Source organism: Brevibacterium sp. LAARM2_SD2 (assembly GCF_057364785.1).
Genome location: NZ_JBNFOM010000008.1, coordinates 12,094 through 30,840 on the forward strand (window position 1 = coordinate 12,094; position 18,747 = coordinate 30,840).

At 68.1% G+C, this 18,747-nt stretch carries 13 protein-coding genes and 2 pseudogenes; 6 read left to right on the top strand and 9 right to left on the bottom strand.

The features are described 5' to 3' along the window. The first annotated feature begins 21 nt into the window (after positions 1-21). A complete protein-coding gene (locus tag AC2W7K_RS06745; protein ID WP_198500238.1) occupies positions 22-1,803 on the top strand; it encodes a hypothetical protein in 1,782 nt (593 codons plus the stop codon). Between the two features lie 14 nt (positions 1,804-1,817). Here the strand turns inward: AC2W7K_RS06745 and AC2W7K_RS06750 are convergent, their stop codons facing one another. From AC2W7K_RS06750 to AC2W7K_RS06760, 3 genes are all read right to left on the bottom strand, one after another. Beyond that, positions 1,818-2,759, bottom strand: coding sequence for a universal stress protein (locus AC2W7K_RS06750; protein WP_198500237.1), 942 nt, complete (start codon positions 2,757-2,759; stop codon positions 1,818-1,820). Beyond that, positions 2,756-4,192 carry an APC family permease gene (locus tag AC2W7K_RS06755; RefSeq protein WP_198500236.1) on the bottom strand — a complete coding sequence of 479 codons (1,437 nt, stop codon included), beginning with the start codon at positions 4,190-4,192 and terminating at the stop codon, positions 2,756-2,758. Before AC2W7K_RS06755 ends, AC2W7K_RS06750 begins: the two co-directional genes overlap by 4 nt. A gap of 272 nt (positions 4,193-4,464) precedes the next feature. Further along, positions 4,465-5,013, bottom strand: coding sequence for a CGNR zinc finger domain-containing protein (locus tag AC2W7K_RS06760; protein WP_198500235.1), 549 nt, complete (start codon positions 5,011-5,013; stop codon positions 4,465-4,467). Positions 5,014-5,098: 85 nt separating this feature from the next. Between AC2W7K_RS06760 and AC2W7K_RS06765 the strand changes: the two genes are divergently transcribed. Genes AC2W7K_RS06765 through AC2W7K_RS06775 form a run of 3 tightly spaced genes read left to right on the top strand, consistent with a single transcriptional unit; the run spans position 5,099 to position 7,431 of the window. Beyond that, positions 5,099-6,475: an MFS transporter gene (locus AC2W7K_RS06765; protein WP_211978396.1), complete on the top strand. Its 1,377-nt coding sequence runs from the start codon at positions 5,099-5,101 to the stop codon at positions 6,473-6,475. Positions 6,476-6,513: 38 nt separating this feature from the next. Beyond that, entirely contained in the window at positions 6,514-6,879 is a 366-nt protein-coding gene (locus AC2W7K_RS06770) for an ArsR/SmtB family transcription factor (RefSeq protein WP_211978397.1), read from the top strand. Positions 6,880-6,939: 60 nt separating this feature from the next. After that, positions 6,940-7,431: an SRPBCC family protein gene (locus tag AC2W7K_RS06775; protein WP_211978398.1), complete on the top strand. Its 492-nt coding sequence runs from the start codon at positions 6,940-6,942 to the stop codon at positions 7,429-7,431. 36 nt (positions 7,432-7,467) lie between these two features. On the opposite strand, the gene AC2W7K_RS06780 is transcribed toward AC2W7K_RS06775, so the two are convergent. Then, positions 7,468-8,175, bottom strand: a complete 708-nt coding sequence (locus tag AC2W7K_RS06780; protein WP_211978399.1) for a GntR family transcriptional regulator — start codon at positions 8,173-8,175, stop codon at positions 7,468-7,470. Further along, positions 8,175-9,998 (bottom strand): gamma-glutamyltransferase family protein, encoded by a 1,824-nt coding sequence (locus tag AC2W7K_RS06785; RefSeq protein WP_486005915.1) that lies wholly within the window; start codon positions 9,996-9,998, stop codon positions 8,175-8,177. The genes AC2W7K_RS06780 and AC2W7K_RS06785 overlap by 1 nt, the downstream gene beginning before the upstream one ends. 411 nt (positions 9,999-10,409) lie before the next feature. Here AC2W7K_RS06785 and AC2W7K_RS06790 point away from each other — a divergent pair, with 411 nt between their 5' ends. After that, positions 10,410-11,093, top strand: coding sequence for a YoaK family protein (locus tag AC2W7K_RS06790; RefSeq protein WP_486005916.1), 684 nt, complete (start codon positions 10,410-10,412; stop codon positions 11,091-11,093). A gap of 89 nt (positions 11,094-11,182) precedes the next feature. On the opposite strand, the gene soxR is transcribed toward AC2W7K_RS06790, so the two are convergent. After that, complete coding sequence (soxR, locus tag AC2W7K_RS06795) at positions 11,183-11,659, bottom strand: redox-sensitive transcriptional activator SoxR (RefSeq protein ID WP_376872613.1); 477 nt, start codon at positions 11,657-11,659, stop codon at positions 11,183-11,185. Positions 11,660-11,705: 46 nt separating this feature from the next. On the opposite strand from soxR, the gene AC2W7K_RS06800 reads away from it, so the two are divergent. Next, on the top strand, positions 11,706-13,154 hold the full coding sequence (locus tag AC2W7K_RS06800) for an MFS transporter (protein WP_211978403.1): 1,449 nt from the start codon (positions 11,706-11,708) through the stop codon (positions 13,152-13,154). Positions 13,155-13,333: 179 nt separating this feature from the next. Here the strand turns inward: AC2W7K_RS06800 and AC2W7K_RS06805 are convergent, their stop codons facing one another. The 3 genes and pseudogenes from AC2W7K_RS06805 to AC2W7K_RS06815 form a co-directional block, all read right to left on the bottom strand. After that, positions 13,334-15,898 carry a GcvT family protein gene (locus AC2W7K_RS06805; RefSeq protein ID WP_344250151.1) on the bottom strand — a complete coding sequence of 855 codons (2,565 nt, stop codon included), beginning with the start codon at positions 15,896-15,898 and terminating at the stop codon, positions 13,334-13,336. Between the two features lie 118 nt (positions 15,899-16,016). Beyond that, positions 16,017-17,413: pseudogene (locus AC2W7K_RS06810) on the bottom strand (flavin reductase family protein). Further along, positions 17,410-18,659, bottom strand: a pseudogene (locus tag AC2W7K_RS06815) (aromatic ring-hydroxylating oxygenase subunit alpha). The pseudogenes AC2W7K_RS06810 and AC2W7K_RS06815 overlap by 4 nt, the downstream one beginning before the upstream one ends. Positions 18,660-18,747: the final 88 nt, after the last annotated feature.

Sequence of the window (18,747 nt, forward strand, 5' to 3'; positions counted from 1 at the left end):
CCGATCGCGTAGCGTGTGGGCATGGCCCGACCTCCTGGACCCCACGGCCCCGCGGACTTCGACCTCATCCGCATCGTTGCCGAGGCAACCGCCGATCCGACCGATCCGGTCCCGCTCCTGCAACTGGCGAGCACGTTGGTCGCAGCGATCGTCGGCAGCGATGGTGAGGACACCGGGACCGACCTCGACTTCCGAGAGGCCAACCGGATCAACAGGGCAATTCCCGATGTCGGCGACCTGAGCAGGCTCCAGGACATCGCCTTGTCGATGCTCGACCCTGCCGGTCAGGAAACCGAGTCGCTGGTGCGCATATGGGCGGAGATGATCGACGACGAACTGTTCCGCCGACGCATCAGACGGCAGCTGCCACCGGCCGATCGCCGGGAGCCCGAATGGGTCCGACGCATCGACGAGGTCACCCCGCGCAGGGCTGCGGCGATCGTCTCGCCCGTGCTCATCGAAGAGACGATCGTCGTCGAGATCAGCACGGCGGCCCGGTCGTGCACGCTCGCCATCGGCATCGAACGCAGCGGGGCCCCGTTCATCGAGGACGCCTACCTCACGCCCGAGTCCTTTGACACCGTGATGTCGGGAATCGCCGTCAACCCAGAGATCGACGTCGACCGGGTCGAGCTCAGCCCTGCCGATGCGCGGGCTCGAATCATCGAGGCCCTCGACATGAGCGACACCATCATTCCAGCACCGGCAACCGAAACCTGGCCTGGCACCCGCGCGATGTTGACCTGGATGCTCAGACTCATGCCCACCGGCGGAATCGGGTACGACCTCAAAGAGTGGACGCCCGAGGAGATCAAGGAGATCGCCGACGACTTCGCCGCCTCGCCGTGGGCCGCAGACCTCACTGGGGACGAGCTCAGGCACGCCGACTTGCTCCTAGAATTCCAGGCGAACTACGGCAACAACGATCCTCTGCGCTGGTCGGGCAGCTTCACCGACCGCATCCTCCATGATCTCTATCCCCGCAAGGTCGTCGCCGACGACGCATATATGCTGTCGATGCCGACGACCTTGACAGCGCTCGTCCAGTACGCCAACGAACGCTCCGGCGTCGATCCCGGCTTCACGCAGAATGCCTTGAACGCTATCGAGGCAGGACGTGCCGACTACGTCAGCCTCGTCACCGGACGGGCGGAGCCTGACACGATCGGCTTCCCCTTCGCCGAGCTGCCGGACGGTGTCGATCTGCCGCCGGAACTCATCGACGCACTGCAGGCGCGCTTCGTCGCCGACGAGCAGTTCGCGACACGGCAACTCGCCCTTCTCGAAGAGACCGTCGGGGGCAGAGCCAACCTCGATTCGCTCACCATCGACCCGCTGCCGACCGAGGATTTCGATGCCACGGGCATCCCGGACGATGTCGTCGATCGGCTCCGCCCTCTTCTGCCTCAGGTGACGACAACGGCACAGGAGTTCTTCGGCGACCCGGAGTTCGCCACCGTCGCCTTCCGCATCCTCGCCGAGGTGGCCCGCCGTGAACCGACCGTCTTCCGGCGCCGGTTCTCCGATCCGGCGCTGCTCGCGGCACTGTTCTGGATCGCAGGGGAAATCAATGAGACATTTTTCGCATCGACCGCGGGTCGCACCCCGTTGCGCATCAAGGACCTGCAGAGCCACCTCGGTGCGAAGTCGGCGCCGAGCCAGCGGGCTGACACCCTTCTTGCGGCACTCGGACACCCAAGAGGCCCCGGTTCCCGAGTGCACATCCCCGATCCCCGCCTGCTGACATCGACATTCCGCGCCGAGCTCCTCGAACGCCGCGCCTGGTACCAATCCGAATACTGACGCCGCGGACCGGACTACCCCTCCCCGCCGAGGTCCGTGCGGTCGCGCGCCTGGGACATGTAGCCGGCCTTGGCACGGCGGGGAACGACGACGACGGGGACCGGGGAGTTCTGCAGGATCCGCATCGCGTGGCTGCCGAGTGACACCCGCTTGAGGGTGCCGAGCCCCGAGGACCCGAGCATCATCACCTCGGGATGCTCCCAGCCGATGCTCTCGAGCGCGGCCGCCCAGTTCGGGCCGGTGCCGATCGCGACCTCCGTCTCCCCCGGGTTGATGTGGAGCTGGTCGATCGAGCAGAGGATCTCATCGGTGTCGCGGCGGACGACCTTCGTCCACTCGTCGACGATCCCCGCCTCGGCGTTGAGCCCGATGCTCGCCGCCGACAGCACGCGCGAACGCGGAGCGAACGACGCGATGCGGAAGGGCACCCCGGTTTCCTGGGACACGAACGCGGCACCGAGGATGAGCTCCGCCGAGGTGGTCGACCCACTGTAGGCCGCCGTGATCCGCTTGAGCTTGGCCCCCGCCTCGGCGCGGAATCCCATGGGGGCGAGGACGACGGGCAGCTCCGCACTGTGGAGGAGGCCGTTGGTCACCGAGCCGAGCGTGATCCGCCCGTCCCTGCCGTCGGCGGCCGAGCCGACGACGAGCCGGTACGCTCCCACGCGACGGCAGACCTCGAGCAGACCGCGCCGGGAGGAGCGGGCGGCGTGGACGACATAGTCGGTACTGATGTCGTCGGGAACGAGCGGGCGCACCTCCTCAAGAGACGCCTCGGCGACGGTGCGGATGTAGGACTGGAACTCCTGATCGATCTTGTCCCGGTTCGGCGGCCATGCCGTCGAACTCACCGACACCAGCGTCAGCGACCTGCTGTACGAACGGGCGAGGACGACTCCGAGTTCGACCGCCGAGGTATTGTCCTGACCTGGGGCGACACCGACGACGATGCTCATCGCTGACCTCCTGCGGCATCGCGGTCGGCCGCGGCCATCTGCTTGCCGAGGACCGAGCTCTTGCGGCCGAAGACGAGGTAGAGGCCGATGATGACGGCGGTCCACACGACGAACACGACGATCGTGATCGGGCGCAGGCTGCTGATGATCCACAGGCAGCCGAGGATCGAGAGGATCGGCAGGACCGGGTAGAAGGGCACCTTGAAGCCGCGTTCGAGGTTCGGTTCGCGCACGCGGAGGATGATGACGGCGAGCGCGACGACGACGAAGGCGACGAGGGTGCCGATGCTCGTCATCTCGGCGAGGAAGTTGATCGGGATGAAGCCGGCGAGGATGGCGATGACGACGGAGACGACGATCGTGCCCTTGACCGGGGTGAGCGTGCGGGGGTTGACGTCCTGGAAGAGCTTGGGCATCATCCCGTCGCGCGACATCGTGAAGAGGATGCGGCTCTGACCGTAGATCGAGACGAGGGTGACGCTGAAGATCGAGATGACAGCACCCGCGGCGACGACGGTGCCCGGCCACGTCGAGCCGACGATGTTCTCGAGGATCGCCGAGAGCCCCGCGTCCTGCCCCTCGAACTCCTCCCACGGCTGTGCGCCGAGGGCGGCGACGGCGACGAGGACGTAGACGGTGGTGATGATGAGCAGCGCGGAGATCAGCGCCTTGGGCATCGTCTTCTTCGGGTTCTTCGTCTCATCGCCGGCCGTGGCGACGGCGTCCATGCCGACGTAGCTGAAGAAGATGATGCCGGCACCGGAGACGACTCCGGAGAGGCCGAAGGGGGCGAAGTTCGCGAAGTTGTCGGAGTTCCAGCCGGTGAGGCCGACGACGATGAAGAAGACGAGAACGGCGACCTTGATGCACACCATGATCGTGTTGACGACGACCGATTCGCCGGTGCCGCGGACGAGGAGGAAGCAGCACATCGCGAGCAGGAGGATCGCGGGAAGGTTGACGATGCCGCCTTCCTCGGGGGCGTAGGCGAGCGCATCGGGGATCTGGAAGCCGAAGAGGTTGAAGAGCAGCTGATTGACGTACTGCGACCAGCCGACGGCGACGGCGGCACCGGCGACGCCGTATTCGAGGAGGAGACACGCAGCCACGCCCATCGCGGGGAGCTCACCGAGGGTGGCGTAGGCGTAGGAGTACGACGATCCGGAGACGGGCACGCTGCCGGCGAGTTCGGCGTAGCAGATCACCGCGAGACCGGCGACGACGCCGGCGATGACGAACGACCAGATGACGGCGGGACCGGCGACGGGCACCGATTCGGAGAGGATGAAGAAGATGCCCGTGCCGATCGTCGATCCGACGCCGATCATCGTCAGGGAGAAGAGTCCGATCGTGCGCTTGAGGTCGCTGCCGGCCTCCTCACTGTCGCGCGGCACCGGTTTCACTCGGAAGAGCTGTTGTCGCAGAGAGCTCATGACTGTCCTTCCCGACGTCGTCGTCGTTGTTGCAGGGCGCGACGCCGAACCGCCGATCGGTCACAGCAGGCCGCGCAAGTCACTTCTGTTCTGCAGACCTTAGCCGACCGCGGCCCGCTCGGCGGGCGCTGGAGGCGAATTGATGCGATGTCCCCGCGGGTCGGCTCAGTTGAGCGCCGGTTCACGATCCGTCAGCGGACGCCACCGCAGGTGCGGATCGTCGACCAGCGCGTCGTCCCGCAGCCGACTGCGCCGCCGCATGATGGCCGAGCTCAGCCCGATGTCTTCCGGTAGTGCCGCAGGGCTTTGTCGCGCCCCCCGCACGTGCGCATCGAACACCACCGTCGACTTCGGTTCCGCGAGGTGTCGACGAAGAGCCACTGGCAGTTCGGACACGATTTGACTCGGTCGAGCCGAGGACCGTTGAGCTCCTCGATGGCGGATTCAGCGAAAAGCGCGGTGAGAGATTCTGCATCCCAGACATCAGGCCAGGCTCGAGCGATTCCGGTGGATGTCGGCGCATAGCCGTACCGCGATAGCCCCGCCGCGTGAGCCTCGGTCACCGCGTTGAGTTCAGCCACAGGGATATCGACGTCGCTCACGACCGCCGTGAAGACGGCATGGATCTTCTCGCGCAACGACCGCAGGCTGGCCAGCTCGTCTCGGGTCAATCGCTGCACCGGCCCCAGTCCGAGCGTCTGCGCCCATGCCTCGGCGGTATCCACGTCGCACAGCCAGTCCCGGTCTCCACCGTCCTGGCGGTTCGGCACCGAGTTCACCAGCTCGAAGCAGTGGGCGTTTCCGACATGCTCGAAGTCCATGCGCCAACTTTACCACTCACAGACTCTTGACTGGTTAGGACGTTCGGAGAAGACTTGACCTTCAAACGAGATTTAGGTGGTTAGAATGCGCGCATCATTTCGATGGCTCTGGGCAGGCTCGGGTGCCGCCAACCTCGGTGACGGAATCACCGTTACCGCACTGCCGCTCATCGCCGTGGCCGCAGGTGCCCCGCCGGGGCAGGTCGCACTGGTCACCGTGTCAGCGACGATCGCCTGGCCCCTCTTCGGACTCCACGCTGGATGGCTGGTCGACAGAGCCTCTCCGGCAACGCTGCTCGTCACCGTCAACGTCGCACGAGTCCTTGCATTGGCCGCTCTTGCCGTCTCGCTCACCACCGACTTCGCGACCTTCGCCTTCACAGTCGGAGCCGCGTTCGTCTACGGCGTCGCAGAGACACTCGTCGACACAGCCCTGATCTCCACCGTCCCCCGAACAGTCGATAAGGGGCAGCTCACCGCGGCCAACAGCAGGCTCGAGGCGACGATCAATGTCGCCAACCAGCTCGCAGGACCCCCGCTCGCCGGGCTCCTCATCGGACTGTCGGGCCTTGCGGCCACCGCAGTCGGGTCGGGTCTCTACGCGCTGGCGGCGATAGCCGCGGTGGGATTGGCGATCACGCTCAGCAGCGACAATCGCCTGGCATCGAATCATCCCTCCCGACTTCCGGCCGCCTCCACCGCCGATGACGCAGGAAAGGATCACGGACAGCAATCAGCCGGCAGCACCACACCTCCGCGCGGAGTCCTCGGCGGAATGCGCTTCCTCTGGAACCATCGGCTTCAGCGCGAACTCACCGTGCTGACGGCCGCCATGAGTGTGGTGTGGGGCGCCTGGACATCGGTCTTCGTTCTCTTCGCCGTGTCACCCGGCCCCCTCGGCCTCTCGCCGGCAGCGTACGGCCTGCTCCTCGCGAGCATGGCCGGTGGCGGCATCGTCGCTTCGATGCTGACCTCGCGGCTTGAACGACTGCTGCCTCCTGCCGCCCTCCTCTTCGTTGACACCGTGGGCACTGCGGGCCTCGTCCTCCCGGCTGCGCTCGGCGCCCCCGTTCCGGTCATCGCCGCCGGAATCATCATCGCGGGCGCCGGGTCGACAGTCTGGCGGATCATCGTCTCCGTCGTTCGCCAGCGGACGACACCGCTGAACCTGCTCGGTCGCGTCTACTCGGCGTCGCGGGTCATCAGCTGGGGCGCTCTGCCGCTGGGAGCCGGATTGGCCGCGATCGGCGTCACGTCCCTGGGCGTGCAGCCAGTGCTCTGGATCGCCAGCGGTTTCGCCATAGTCGTGTCGCTGTGGTTCGCCGCGCGCCTGCCGAAGACAGCGACCCGGATCAACATCGCTGCCTCCGAACCTCAGCGCACGAAGGCTAACCCTTTATTCAACCAAATGGTTGACAACAGGCCGGCGCAGTCCTACCGTTGCAATCAACCGAATGGTTGAGAAACTGTTCACCGTCGACTGCAGCCGGAGGAGGTGCGGTGACCGACCAGCTGTCGAAGGTGTTCGCGGCACTGTCGGACCCCACTCGCAGGGACATCGTCGCCCGGCTCAGCGTGGCCGATGCCACGGTGAGCGAACTCGCCGAACCCTACGACGTGAGCGTCCAGGCGGTGTCGAAGCATCTCAAGGTGCTCGAGGACTCGGGACTCGTCACGCGCTCCCGCGATGCCCAGCGTCGACCGGTCCACCTCGAGGACAACGTCTTCGATCTCATGACGAAATGGATCGAGCGATACCAGCGCCAAGCCGAGGAGCGCTACCAGCGCCTCGACGCGGTGCTCGACGCGATGACCGCGGACGAGGACGGGGAGGACGCGAACCCGGGGACCGCCTCGGCGAGCTGATCTCCAGTACGACCACACCACAGGAAACGACCGACCGACACTGATGCAAAGGAGCATGACATGACCACCGACACCGATTTCAGCACGACGAGGATCGAGGCGCCCGAGGGCGTCCAGACCGTCTCGATCACCCGCGATTTCCAGGCACCGCCGGAGAAGGTGTTCCGGGCGCACGTCGACCCGGAGCTGTTCATGCAGTGGAACGGCCCCGCCGAGACCACGAACACGATCCGCGCATGGGATCCGACGACCGGCGGGAACTGGAGCTACGTCTCCACCGACGACAACGGCGAGTACGGATTCTTCGGATCGTTCCACGATGTGCGCGAGAACGAGCGCATCGTCCAGACCTTCACGTACGAGGGCTTCCCCGACGCCGTGAGCCTCGAGATCCTCACGCTCACCGACCTCGGCGACGGACGCACCCGGCTGAGCTCGACGGCGATCTTCGACTCCGTCGAGTCCCGCGACGGCATGGTCGCCTCCGGTATGGAGACCGGAATCGTCGAGGGTTATGACAAGCTCGACGCCCTGCTCGCCGAGGCGGGGTGAGCAGAGGAGGCATGCCCGGGACCGCTCCCGGGAGAGTCAGCTGCCGGCGGCAGGGCTCTCCCGGGAGCGGTCGGCGGCCTCGGCCACCATCGCGAAGTACGCATCACGGCTCCGGCAGACGTGGATGGACATGAGGTCAGCGGCGGTTGCCTCCTGACCGGCGTCGACGGCGGCGAGGATCCCCCGATGCTCCGACCACGCCTGCGACCCGCGGGTGGTGACGTTGAGCGAATACAGCCATTCGATCTTGCCCGAGATCTGTCGCAGCAGGCTGGTCAGTGACAGGCTTCCACTGAGTTCGGCGATGGCGAAATGGAAGCGCATGTTGAGTTCGGCGAGCGCGTCGAAACGCTGCTGCGCGATCACGGCATCACCGTCGTCGAGGATCACCGTGATCTCCTTGCGCACCCGAAGCCACTGCGCATCGGTCGCCCCGCCGCTGCTCTGCGCTGCCGCCCGCTTCGCCGCCTTCCGTGCTGTCGCGGATTCGAGGACGTTGCGGATCTCGAAGAGGTCCTCGGCGTCGTCGACCGGTGAAGGGGCGACCACGCTGCCGACGTACGGCCGGGATTCGACGAGCCCTTCGGATTCGAGCGCCCGCAGCGCCTCGCGGATGGGGATGCGAGACACCGCGTAGTGGGTGGCGAGCGCCGCCTCCCGCAGCTTCGTGCCGGGTGGGAGCACACCGGCGATGATGTCGTGACGCAGCAGCGCACCGACGGCGGCGGCACTCGAGCCGCTCATCATCGCCCCGCCGCGTAGCCTTGGGCACCGCGCGGATTCGCCGCCGCCGCGAGCGTGCCCGTCGTCGGTTCGCGGGTCACACATGACAGCCGGCCGAGCTCCCAGTCGCCGGCCCGTGTCACCGCGTGTCCGCGCTCGATGAGTCCTGCGATGACGTCCTCGCCGAGGCGGTCCTCGACGACGGCGCCCGCCGGCACCCAGGTGCGGGGCCAGAACGAGCCGGCCAGCGCCGTCGTGTGCAGAGCCGGAGCGTCGATCGCCTCTTGGGGCGCGTATCCGCCGACGAGCATGCGGAGGATCATCAGCAGCTGCCACTGCTCCTGCTGGTCGCCGCCCGGGGAGCCGAGCGCGATGATCGGCTGCCCGTTCTGCGAGATGAGCGTCGGCGTCAGGGTCGTCCGCGGGCGCTTGCCCGGCGTCAGCGCCGACGGCGAGTCCGCGTCGAGCCACGTCATCTGCAGGCGCGTGCCGAGGCAGAAGCCGAGTTCGGGCACGACCGGCGACGACTGCAGCCACCCTCCCGACGGCGTGGCGGAGATGATGTTGCCCCAGCGGTCGACGACGTCGATGTGGCAGGTGTCGCCGTTGTTGACTCCGTTCTTCTGGACGGTCGGCTCACCGATTCCCGCTCTGCTGAGCTCCTCCCGGTCCGCGCCTTCGGGGACGAGCGGCGGGGTGAACGTCGGAGCCTCGCCGGCCCGGTTCGGCCCTGGTCGGAACTCCGCCGAGGCGGTGTCGGCGATGAGGTCGCGGCGGCTCGCGGCATACTCGTCACTGAGCAGCCAGTCGAGGTCGACAGCGGCGTCTCCGTAGTAGGCGTCGCGGTCGGCCATTGCGAGTTCGAGGGCTTCGAGGATCGTGTGGGCGCCGATCTCCGTCGATGGGTCGAGGCGGTCGTCGTCGAATCCGTCGAGGATCGTCAGCGCCTGGAGCAGTGCCGGTCCCTGTCCCCACGGTCCGATCTTCGCGATCTCATATCCCCGGAAGTCGATCGTCACCGGCGTCTCGTATCCTGCGTCGAAACCGGCCATGTCAGCGACTGTGAGGACTCCGGCGTGGTCACCGCCGGTCGAATGGCGGTGCGGGGTCCGCACGAACTCGGCGATCGCCTCGGCGACGAATCCGGTCTTCCACTCCGTCCGGGCGGCACGGACCCGCGCGGCCCGGGCCTCCGCGCCTTCACCGGGGGCAGCACTGTCACCGGCGGCGATCAGCCGTCGGAGCACCTCGGCGTAGGCCGGGTTGACGATGATCTCTCCGGGTTCGGGAATCCGGCCCTCGGGCATCCACAGCTGCGCCGAGGTCGGCCAATGGTCGGTGAAGAGCTCCTGCACCCGTTCGATGGTTCCGGCGACCCGCGCGAGGACGGGGTGCCCGTTCTCGGCGTAGTCGATCGCGTAGGCGAGCACCTCGGCGAGCTCCCAGGTGCCGTGGTCCTCGAGGAGGGCGAGCCATGCGTCGACGGAGCCGGGCACGGCAGCGGCGAGGGCACCCGCTCCGGGGACCATGTCGAGCCCCTCACCGCGGTAGTGCTCGATGGTCGCAGCCACCGGAGCCGGGCCCTGGCCCATGAGGATCTGTGGGGAGGACGGGTCATCGGCCGTGGCGAACACCCCCGTCATGTCACCGCCGGGTCCGTTGAGGTGGGGTTCGACGACGTGGAGGACGAAGGCTCCGGCCACCGCAGCGTCGAAGGCGTTGCCGCCGCGTTCGAGGACGGCCTGCGCCGAGGCGGTCGCGAGCCAATGCGTCGATGCCGACATTCCGAAGTGGCCTTCGAGCGTCGGGCGGGTCGTGAACGCGGCGGGCGCGGTAAAGGTCATATCGGTGTTCCTCCGTGGAACCGGTGGCGCGTCGGGAATTCGGCCTTGAGGCCATCGTAGGCAATCGGGAGATCGTTTCCGGCCTTCCGTTTGCATACAATCTATCGACGGTTATGCTTTTTGTATACAAACCCAATGGGTCTCCCGCACCGTGGGAGACCCGTTTCGGGCCGGTTCCCAGCCGGCCCGCGTCTGTGCCCGGCACTGCGCAACTCGCAGGCACCGCGCCAGTCGAAAGAGCCGCGTGCTCGGCCGGCCATGACCTGGCCGAACAAGTGCCGGCTCAGCAATGAGACGACAACACGTACGACTCACCCTCACCCCCACGCGCGTGCGAGAGCACGCGCGTGGACCCCTCCCGGCAGGCGGACCCGCCCCTGCGCGTGGACCCCTCCCGACGAAAGGGGCGCAATGAATCGCCGCCTCGACCTCGCGATGCTCCTCGTCCTCACCTTCTCGACAGGGATGGTCGACGCGATCGGCTATCTCGGATTCGACAAGATCTTCACCGCGAACATGACCGGCAACGTCGTCATCCTCGGCATGGCGCTCACCGGCGCCGACGACCTGCCCGTCCTCCGCCCGGCGCTCGCGCTCGCCTTCTTCATGGTCGGCGCGGCACTCGGCGGACGGATCCTCGGCCGTCGCGGCGAGGCCTGGCACCACCGGACGACGCTGATCTTCACGCTCGTCGCGCACGGCTGCGCGGCGCTGTCCGTCTACGTCGCCGTTGTTCCCGATCCGGCTCTCGGGGCCGCCGGCACGATCTTCACCTCGGCGCTCTCCACGCTCATGGGCGCGCAGGCCGCCGCGGCACGGCGGATGAAGATCGCCGACGTCACGACCGTCGTCGTCACCTCGACGATCGTCGGTCTCGCCGCAGACTCTCGGCTCGCCGGCGGCGACAGCACGAACTGGATCCGCCGTGGCCTCGCCGTCGCGCTCATCCTCATCGGCGCCCTCGCCGGGGCCGCCTCCCTGCTCATCAACCAGTGGATCGGCATCGCCCTCGTCGCCGTCATCATCGCCGTCGCCGCGGTCATCGGCCACCGTGCGATGCATCGCCGCACCCTCGCCGAGGCGGTCGCCGCCTGATCCGCGCAGGCCGGGTTCGTCGGTCGCAATAGTGAAAGGCGGGCCGGGCCGCAGCCGTCACCGTGTCAGTCGCGTGAGCCGTCTCCCGTTCACTCCGCCGGGATCTCCGGCAGCAGCCGGGGGCCCGAGCCGCTCGTCCCGAGTTCGTCATCGGGGTTGAGCACGCGACAGCTCTTCAGCGACACGCATCCGCACCCGATGCACTCGACGAGTTCGCTCTCCATCCGCTCGATCTCCCTGCGCCTGGCCTCGAGCCTGCCGCGCCAGCGCTCGCTGATCCGTCGCCAGTCCGCCTTGCCGGGCATCCGGTCCGACGGCAGGTCGGAGAACACCTCGGCGACCTCGACGAGAGGGATGCCCATCCGCTTGGCCACTTGGATCACCGAGACCCTGCGGATGACGTGCCTCGCATAGCGCCGCTGACCGCCGGACGTCCGCGTCGCGGAGATGAGCCCCTGACGCTCGTAGAAGTGGAGTGCCGAGACGGCAACGCCCGCGCGCCTCGCGACCTCACCGACCGAGAGCAGATCGGTGGGCGAGGGCTTCACGTCGTGAGAATTCTTCACATCCATCATTGACCTCAACTTTGGTTGAGGTTTTAGCGTAGCCGATATGAGAGACGACGACAGGCCCTCAACCGCCTCCGACCCGACGATGACTCCCGATCCGGCGACTAGCGTGCCGAGCGAGACCGGCAGCTGGCGCGAACTCTTCGGCCCTGACCATCTCACCGCCTCCCTCGTACTCGCCGGCGGTGTCGCCGTCTACGCGATGAACACCTTCGTCACCGCCGCCCTCCTGCCCTCCGCGATCGCCGACATCGGCGGCGAACGCTACTTCGCCTGGGTGACGACGGCCTTCCTCGTCGCGTCCGTGCTCACCTCGATGCTCGTCGCCCGCACACTGGGAGCCTGGGGTGCCGCCCGCGCGTACCTCTTCGCGTTCATGCTCTTCTCCGTCGGTTCGCTCGGCGCGGCCCTCGCACCGACGATGGAGCTGCTCGTCGGGGCCCGCATCATCCAGGGCGCCGGCGGCGGTCTGCTCGCCGGTCTCGGCTACGCGGTCATCCGTGACGCCCTCCCCCGCAGGCTGTGGACCCGCGCGACCGGGCTCGTCTCGGCGATGTGGGGCTTCGGCACCCTCGTCGGCCCGGCCGTCGGCGGACTGTTCGCCCAGTTCGACTTCTGGCGAGGAGCGTTCTGGCTGCTGACGATCATGTCGCTCGTCCTCGGAGTCATGGCCCTGCGCAGCCTGCCCGGCCGCTCCGCAGATCACCCCGACTTCGGACCGCTGCCGTACGCCTCCCTCACCGTGCTCGTCCTCGCGGCCTCGGCTTTCAGCGCGGCGGCGGTCGTCCCCGTCGGCCTGCCGACCTCTGTCGCCCTCGTCCTCGGCGTCGGCCTCGTCGTCGGCTTCGTCCTCATCGACCGCCGCTCGCCGTCGTCGGTGCTCCCCCACCTCGCCTACCGCCGCGGGAACCCGCTCAAGTGGATCTATCTCGTCCTCGGCATCCTCTCCTCCGCGGCGATGATCGAGATCTTCCTGCCGAAGTTCGGCCAAGAGCTCATCGGGATGTCCCCGTTCGTCGCCGCCGTCTTCGGCGTGGCCATCTCCGTGGGCTGGAGCTTCGTCCAGATCGTCAGCGCGAGCGTCGACAGCCCCCGCCTCGCCCGCCGTTTCATGGTGCTCGGGCCGATCCTCGTGACCGCCGGTCTCACCGTCTTCGCGGTCACGCAGCACGTCACCGGCACCTGGATCGCGTGGGTCTGGGCGGCGGGTCTCGTCGTCGCCGGAGCCGGCATCGGCCTCGCCTTCCCCCACCTCAACGTCGCCGCGATGAGCAGCAGCGACGACCCCGTCGAGGGCTCGAAGGCGGCCGCGGGCCTCGGCACCGCGGAGCTCATCGCCAACGCGATCGCTTCGGCCCTCGTCGGCGTGCTGGTCGCTGTCGGCGGTCCCGGTGCGGGCGGGTCGACGACGATGGGCGCCGGTCTTGCCGCCCTCGGTGCCGTCGGCGCCGTCATCGCCGTGCTCACCTTCCGCACCCGCTCGTCGAGGTGACGGCCCGTCCCGCTCCACCACCTCGGCGCCGTCGTTCAGCACTTCGCGCGCAGAACACCGCCGCGCGGAGCCCCCGCACCCTGGTTCCACACTTCGCGTGAAAAACGGCCCTCCGAGGACGCGATTTTCACGCGAAGTGTGGAACGAGCGCTCACAGGCGGAGCGCGCCGGTTCGCGCACTACCCGCGCAGGCGCGTCATCTCCGGGTCGTAGAGGGGTTCGGCGGTGACGGTGGCCGGCACCCGGCGCCCGAAGTACTCGATCTCGACGGGATCACCGACGGACAGGGTGTTCGGCAGCCACGCGTAGGCGATCGCCTTCCCGATCGTGTACCCGTACGCCGCCGAGGTGACGTACCCGTCGGCCGCACTTGAGCCCGAGGCCGCACCCGACCCCGACGCAGCACCGCCACCCGCCGCACCACCGTCGCCGTCCGACCGCCCGACGTAGACGGGTTCCTTGCCGAGCACGATGTCGCTCGGCTCGTCGAGGGTGAGGCAGGTGAGCTTCTTCTCCGCCGCCGCGGCACGGGCCGCGAGCGCCGACTTCCCGACGAAGTCATCGGTCTTCGACGCTTTGACGGCGAAGCCGAGACCGGCCTGCTCGGGTTCGTGCTCGCTCGTCATGTCCGTGCCGAAGGAGCGGAAGCCCTTCTCCAGCCGCAGCGAGTTGAACGCCTCCCGACCGGCGGCGATGATCCCGAACTCCTGTCCGGCCTCCCACAGCACATCCCAGAGCCGGTGCCCGAGATCCGCCGAGGTGTAGAGCTCCCAGCCGAGCTCCCCGACATACGACAGCCGCATCGCCGTGACCGGGATCCCCGCGATCGTGATGGGCTTCGTCCGGAAGTACTTGAGCCCCTCATCGGAGAGGTCGTCGTCGCTGACCGCGGCGATGACGTCGCGGGCGAGCGGTCCCCACAGGCCGATGCAGCACGTGCCCGGCGTCGTCTCCCGCACCGTCACCCACTGGCTCGGGTCCTCCTCGGTCTGCCGCCGCGCGGCCCGGGAGATGTAGGCGAGATCGATGTTGCTGTTGGCCCCCACCTGGTAGGTCTCCTCGTCGAGGATCGCCACCGTGATGTCCGAGGTGATGCCGCCGGCCTCGTCGAGGAGCAGCGTGTAGCTCACCGCCCCGGGCTTGCGCAGCATCGACGAGGTCGTCAGCCCGTGGAGCAGCCGGCCGGCTCCGGGACCCTTGACCTCGAAGCGCTTGAGCTGGGTCATGTCGAACATCGCGACGTTCGTCCGCGTCTTCCACGCCTCGACGGCGGCGATCGGCGAATGGAACTGGTCGGCCCACGCCTCGCGCTCCGGGGCCCGCCACTCCTCGGGCAGTTCGTCGAGCAGCGCGGCGTTCGCCTCGTACCAGTGCGGGCGCTCCCACGCCGCGGCCTCGAGGAACACCGCCCCGAGCTTCTTCTGCTGCTCGTTGAACGGGCTGAGCCGCACGTCGCGCGGTGAGACCCGGGGCTGGAGCGGGTGGAGGACGTCGTAGATCTCGCGGAAGTTCTGCTGCGAGGTCTCGCTGACGTACTCCGGTGTCGTCTGGACGTCCTCGAAGCGGTTGAGGTCGAGTCCGCTGAGGTCCGTCGACGAGTACCCGCGGGCGATGAGCTCGGCGACGGCCTTCGCGACGCCGCACCCGTGGGTGACCCACACCGCCTCGGCGACGAAGAATCCGTTGACGTTCCGGGACTCCCCGACCAGCGACCCGCCGTCGGGGGTGAAGGAGAAGATGCCGTTGAACCCGCGCTGGATGTCGGTCTGCGCCAGCTCCGGGAGGATCTGCCGGCTGAGCTCCCACTCGCGCTCGAAGTCCTCGGGGGTGAAGGTCAGGGACGACGGCATCCGCTCGGACGTGATCTCGTCCGGGTCGTACGCCGGCAGCTCGTCGAGGTCGACGGGCATCGGACGGTGCGCGTACGAGCCGATGCCGATCCGCTCGCCCCACTCCCGGTAGTAGAGGTCCTCGTCCTGGTAGCGCAGGATCGGTGCCTGCGCACCGTTGGGCAGCTCGTTCTTCCCGACGAGGCTCGGGACCTCAGTCGACCATGCGAACTGGTGGGCCAGCGGCAGCAGCGGGATGGGAGTGTCGGCCATCGCCCCGATCTTCGGTCCCCAGAAGCCTGCACACGAGACGACGATGTCGGCGGGGATCCGCTCGTCGCCGGCGATGACCGCCGCGACCTTGCCCCCGGCATGCTCGATGTCGGTGACGACCGTGCGGTCGCGGAACTCGACCCCGGCGGCCTGGGCGCGCTCGATGACGAGCTGTGTGCCCCGCGCCGCCAGCGCCAGTCCGTCGCCGGGGGTGAAGAGACCGCCCAATACCATGTCCCGGTTGAGCATCGGGAAGAGCCGCAGCGCCTCGTCGGCGTCGACCACCTCGGCGTCGACGCCCCACGCGCGGTTCCAGCCGGCCCGGCGGTCGAGATCGGCGAGCCGTTCGGGGGTCGTCGCGATCTCCAGGCCGCCGACGGGCAGGAATGATCCCCGTCCGTCGGGCCCGGTCAGCGACGTCAGCTTCGCGATCGTGTACTGCGCGAACTCCGTCATCGACTTCGACGGATTCGACGAGAACACGAGTCCCGGGGCGTGCGAGGTCGATCCGCCGGGGATGGACAGCGGCCCCTGTTCGATGACGAGCGTGTTCGTCCAGCCCAACTGCGCGAGCTCATCGGCGAGGTTCGCCCCGACGATGCCCGCTCCGATGATGACGACCCGCGGTGAGGAATTCGACACTGGGTTCTCCTTGCTGTGGTGACGCTGCGATGGACAGGTGTGGTGATGTGTTCGCCGAGGTGGTCGCCCCGTCCCGTCCCCGCGCCGAGGCGGGTGCCGGGACCGTGGACACGGTGGCCTAGGCGTCGATGACGAGATCGGTCGTCGCCGTCGAGCAGCAGGGAAGGAACTTCCCCGCGTCGATCTCGCGGGCGCGGATGCCGCCCTGGTGGTTCATGTCGACCTCCCCGTCGAGCTTGACGACCTTGCACGAACCGCACATGCCCTCCTGGCAGTTCGCTCCGATCCGCACCCCGGCCCGCCGTGCGGCCTGAAGGATATTGGCCTCCGGGGCGATGCGGACGTTCACCCCGGTGCGGAGGAAGGCCATGGTGAGTTCGCCTTCTCCCACGGTAGCGAAGCTCGCAGGGTCCGCGGGTCTCGTTTCGCCATCATCTGCACCGTCGGGGGTGGTCTCGACGTCAGCGGGCACGGCCTCAAGCGGGACGCCGCCGGCCTCGACTGCGCCCTCGGTGTCGCACTCGGGTTCGTAGAGGTCGAACGCCGCCGGCTGCTGCTCCCAGTACTCCTCGGTCGCGAGGCGATCTCCCCGGCGATCTCTCCGGCCAGCGCCACCTCCTCGGCGTATTCGAGGCGGGTCGCCCGGTCACCGGAGAAGAACTCCATGAAGATCGAGGTGTCGTCGACGCCGACCCGGCTCAGGCACTCCGTGGCCGTGTTGAGGTAGCCCTCCGGTCCGCACGCGAAGACCTGGCGGCCGTTGGCGTCGGGGACGACCTCGTCGAGGAGCTCGGCCGAGAGCCGACCGGTCCGTCCCGTCCACGCCTCCGCCGCCGCCGACTGCGCCCGATCGCCGAGACAGTAGACGACCTGGATCCGGAAGTCGGCCTTCTCGAGGAAGTCGAGCTCATCGGTGAAGGCGAAGCGGTCGGGCTCCGACCCGTGGTAGAGGAGGATGACGTCGGCCTGCCCGGGCAGCGAGTGGATCGTGCGGATCATCGACATCAGCGGCGTGATGCCGGCCCCGGCCGCGAGCAGCAGGTAGCGGGCCCGCCGGTCCCAGTCGGCGAGGTGGAAGGCGCCGACGGGACCGAGCATCTCGAGCACCGTGCCCGGCCTGATCGACTCGTGCGCCCACGGTGAGACGAGTCCGTTGTCGTCGCGTTTGATCGTTACGGAGAACGTCCACGGTTCGGTGGGCGCCGAGGACAGGGAGTAGCTGCGGGACTCCGGCTCCGCCTCGGCGCCGTAGATGGGGAAGTCGATGTTGACGTACTGTCCCGACCGGAACGCCAGCGGTGCGCCGTCGGTGCGGCGGAAGACGAACGTCATCATGTCCCCGGCCTCGGGGATCGTCTCGACGCATTCGGCGGTGAACTCCTGCGGATGCCACGGTCCGAGCGCGGTGGCGGCACCGGCCGGGCCCGCGGTCGAGCCGAGGACCCGGTTCCACGGCATCTCGAGGCCGCGGATCCGCTGCGCGAGCGGGATGGTCGGGTCGGCGAGCGACCTCATTCCACGTGCTCCCGCATCCGGCCGACGTACCAGTTGATGAAGGCTTCGACCTGGTACTCGCTCTTCATATAGGGGCCCTGTTCGTACATCGGGCTGGCCGCGCCCTGCTGGCAGAGCTCGACGAACGCCTTGTCCTGGAGGTTCGTCTGCTTCCACGTGTGGGTGAGCGTCTCGAGGTCGTAGTCGACGCCCTCGACCGCGTCATCGGCGACGAGCCACGTCGTGCGCACGAGCGTCTGGTGGGCGTTGATGGGGAACGCGGCGAAGGTGATGACATGGTCGCCGAGGAGGTGGAACCAGCTGTTGGGCTGCAGGTGCATCGAGCACCGTCCGAGCCGGAAGTCCGGCAGATCGCCGAGGAGCTTCTTGACGAGCCGACGCCCGTCGGCGGAGAACGACTCGCCCTCCCCGTCGAGGGACTCCCGGGAGATCCGGATTCCGGCGACCCGGGTGTCGAGCTCCTCGATGACCTCGTACGGCAGGCCGTAGCGCCGGCAGCGGTACTCGAGCGAGGCCTGGGCCTGCTGGTTGCGCTCCCACACCTCGTTCAGGTGCGGGGGCACGGTCTCGTCGCTCAGCCCCCACGTCGGGAAGAGCGAGCAGGCGAGCTCGGGGTGGCCGTCGCAGTGGTAGCACTCGCGGTTGTTCTCCATGACGAGCTTCCAGTTGCCCTCCTCGACGATGTTCTGCTGGTAGGCGACCTTCGTCTTCGCGAGCTCGTGCGGACCGACGTAGGGCGCGAAGAGGTCGGCCACCTCGGCGAAGTCCTCCGGCGGCTCCTCGGCCAGGCAGAGGAAGACGAGGCCGGCGACGACCTTCGCGTGGGCGCGCTTGAGCGCGTAGCAGGCCTTGTCGAAGGACATCTCACCCGGCGCCGAGGCGTGGATGAGCTCGCCGTCGGGCGAGTACGTCCACGAGTGGTAGCCGCACACGAGGTTGCCCGTCGTGCCCGAGGATTCAGTGAGCACGCGGGCGCGCGGTGGCGGCAGACGTTGTGGAGGGCGTTGACGCCGCCGTCGTCGGTGCGCAGGACGATGAGCGAGTACGGCCCGAGGTCGACGGTGATGTAGTCACCGGGCTCGGGGATCTCGGCGACGCTGCACGCGAAGACCCAGTGCCGGCCGAAGATGCCCTGCATGTCGAGGTTGAAGAGGTGGTCGTCGGTGTAGAACGGGGCTTCGAGTGAGAAGCCCTGGCGCCTGGTGTCGAGGAGGAGGCGGATCTCGTCGAGCCTCTCCTCGCTGATCCCCGCGGGGAATCCCTTCTTCGTCGGTGCCAGGTTGGTAGCGGTCAATTCCGATCTCCCTTGATGAGCTCATGAAGGCGAGCGGCCC

Bases quoted from the DNA above. Each gene is read 5' to 3' on its own strand.
- AC2W7K_RS06790 (WP_486005916.1), top strand. From the start codon at position 10,410: ATGAATCGCCGCCTCGACCTCGCGATGCTCCTCGTCCTCACCTTCTCG.
- AC2W7K_RS06785 (WP_486005915.1), bottom strand. From the start codon at position 9,998: ATGACCTTTACCGCGCCCGCCGCGTTCACGACCCGCCCGACGCTCGAA.
- AC2W7K_RS06750 (WP_198500237.1), bottom strand. From the start codon at position 2,759: ATGAGCATCGTCGTCGGTGTCGCCCCAGGTCAGGACAATACCTCGGCG.
- AC2W7K_RS06760 (WP_198500235.1), bottom strand. From the start codon at position 5,013: ATGGACTTCGAGCATGTCGGAAACGCCCACTGCTTCGAGCTGGTGAAC.
- AC2W7K_RS06780 (WP_211978399.1), bottom strand. From the start codon at position 8,175: ATGAGCGGCTCGAGTGCCGCCGCCGTCGGTGCGCTGCTGCGTCACGAC.
- AC2W7K_RS06745 (WP_198500238.1), top strand. From the start codon at position 22: ATGGCCCGACCTCCTGGACCCCACGGCCCCGCGGACTTCGACCTCATC.
- AC2W7K_RS06800 (WP_211978403.1), top strand. From the start codon at position 11,706: ATGAGAGACGACGACAGGCCCTCAACCGCCTCCGACCCGACGATGACT.
- AC2W7K_RS06765 (WP_211978396.1), top strand. From the start codon at position 5,099: ATGCGCGCATCATTTCGATGGCTCTGGGCAGGCTCGGGTGCCGCCAAC.
- AC2W7K_RS06755 (WP_198500236.1), bottom strand. From the start codon at position 4,192: ATGAGCTCTCTGCGACAACAGCTCTTCCGAGTGAAACCGGTGCCGCGC.
- AC2W7K_RS06775 (WP_211978398.1), top strand. From the start codon at position 6,940: ATGACCACCGACACCGATTTCAGCACGACGAGGATCGAGGCGCCCGAG.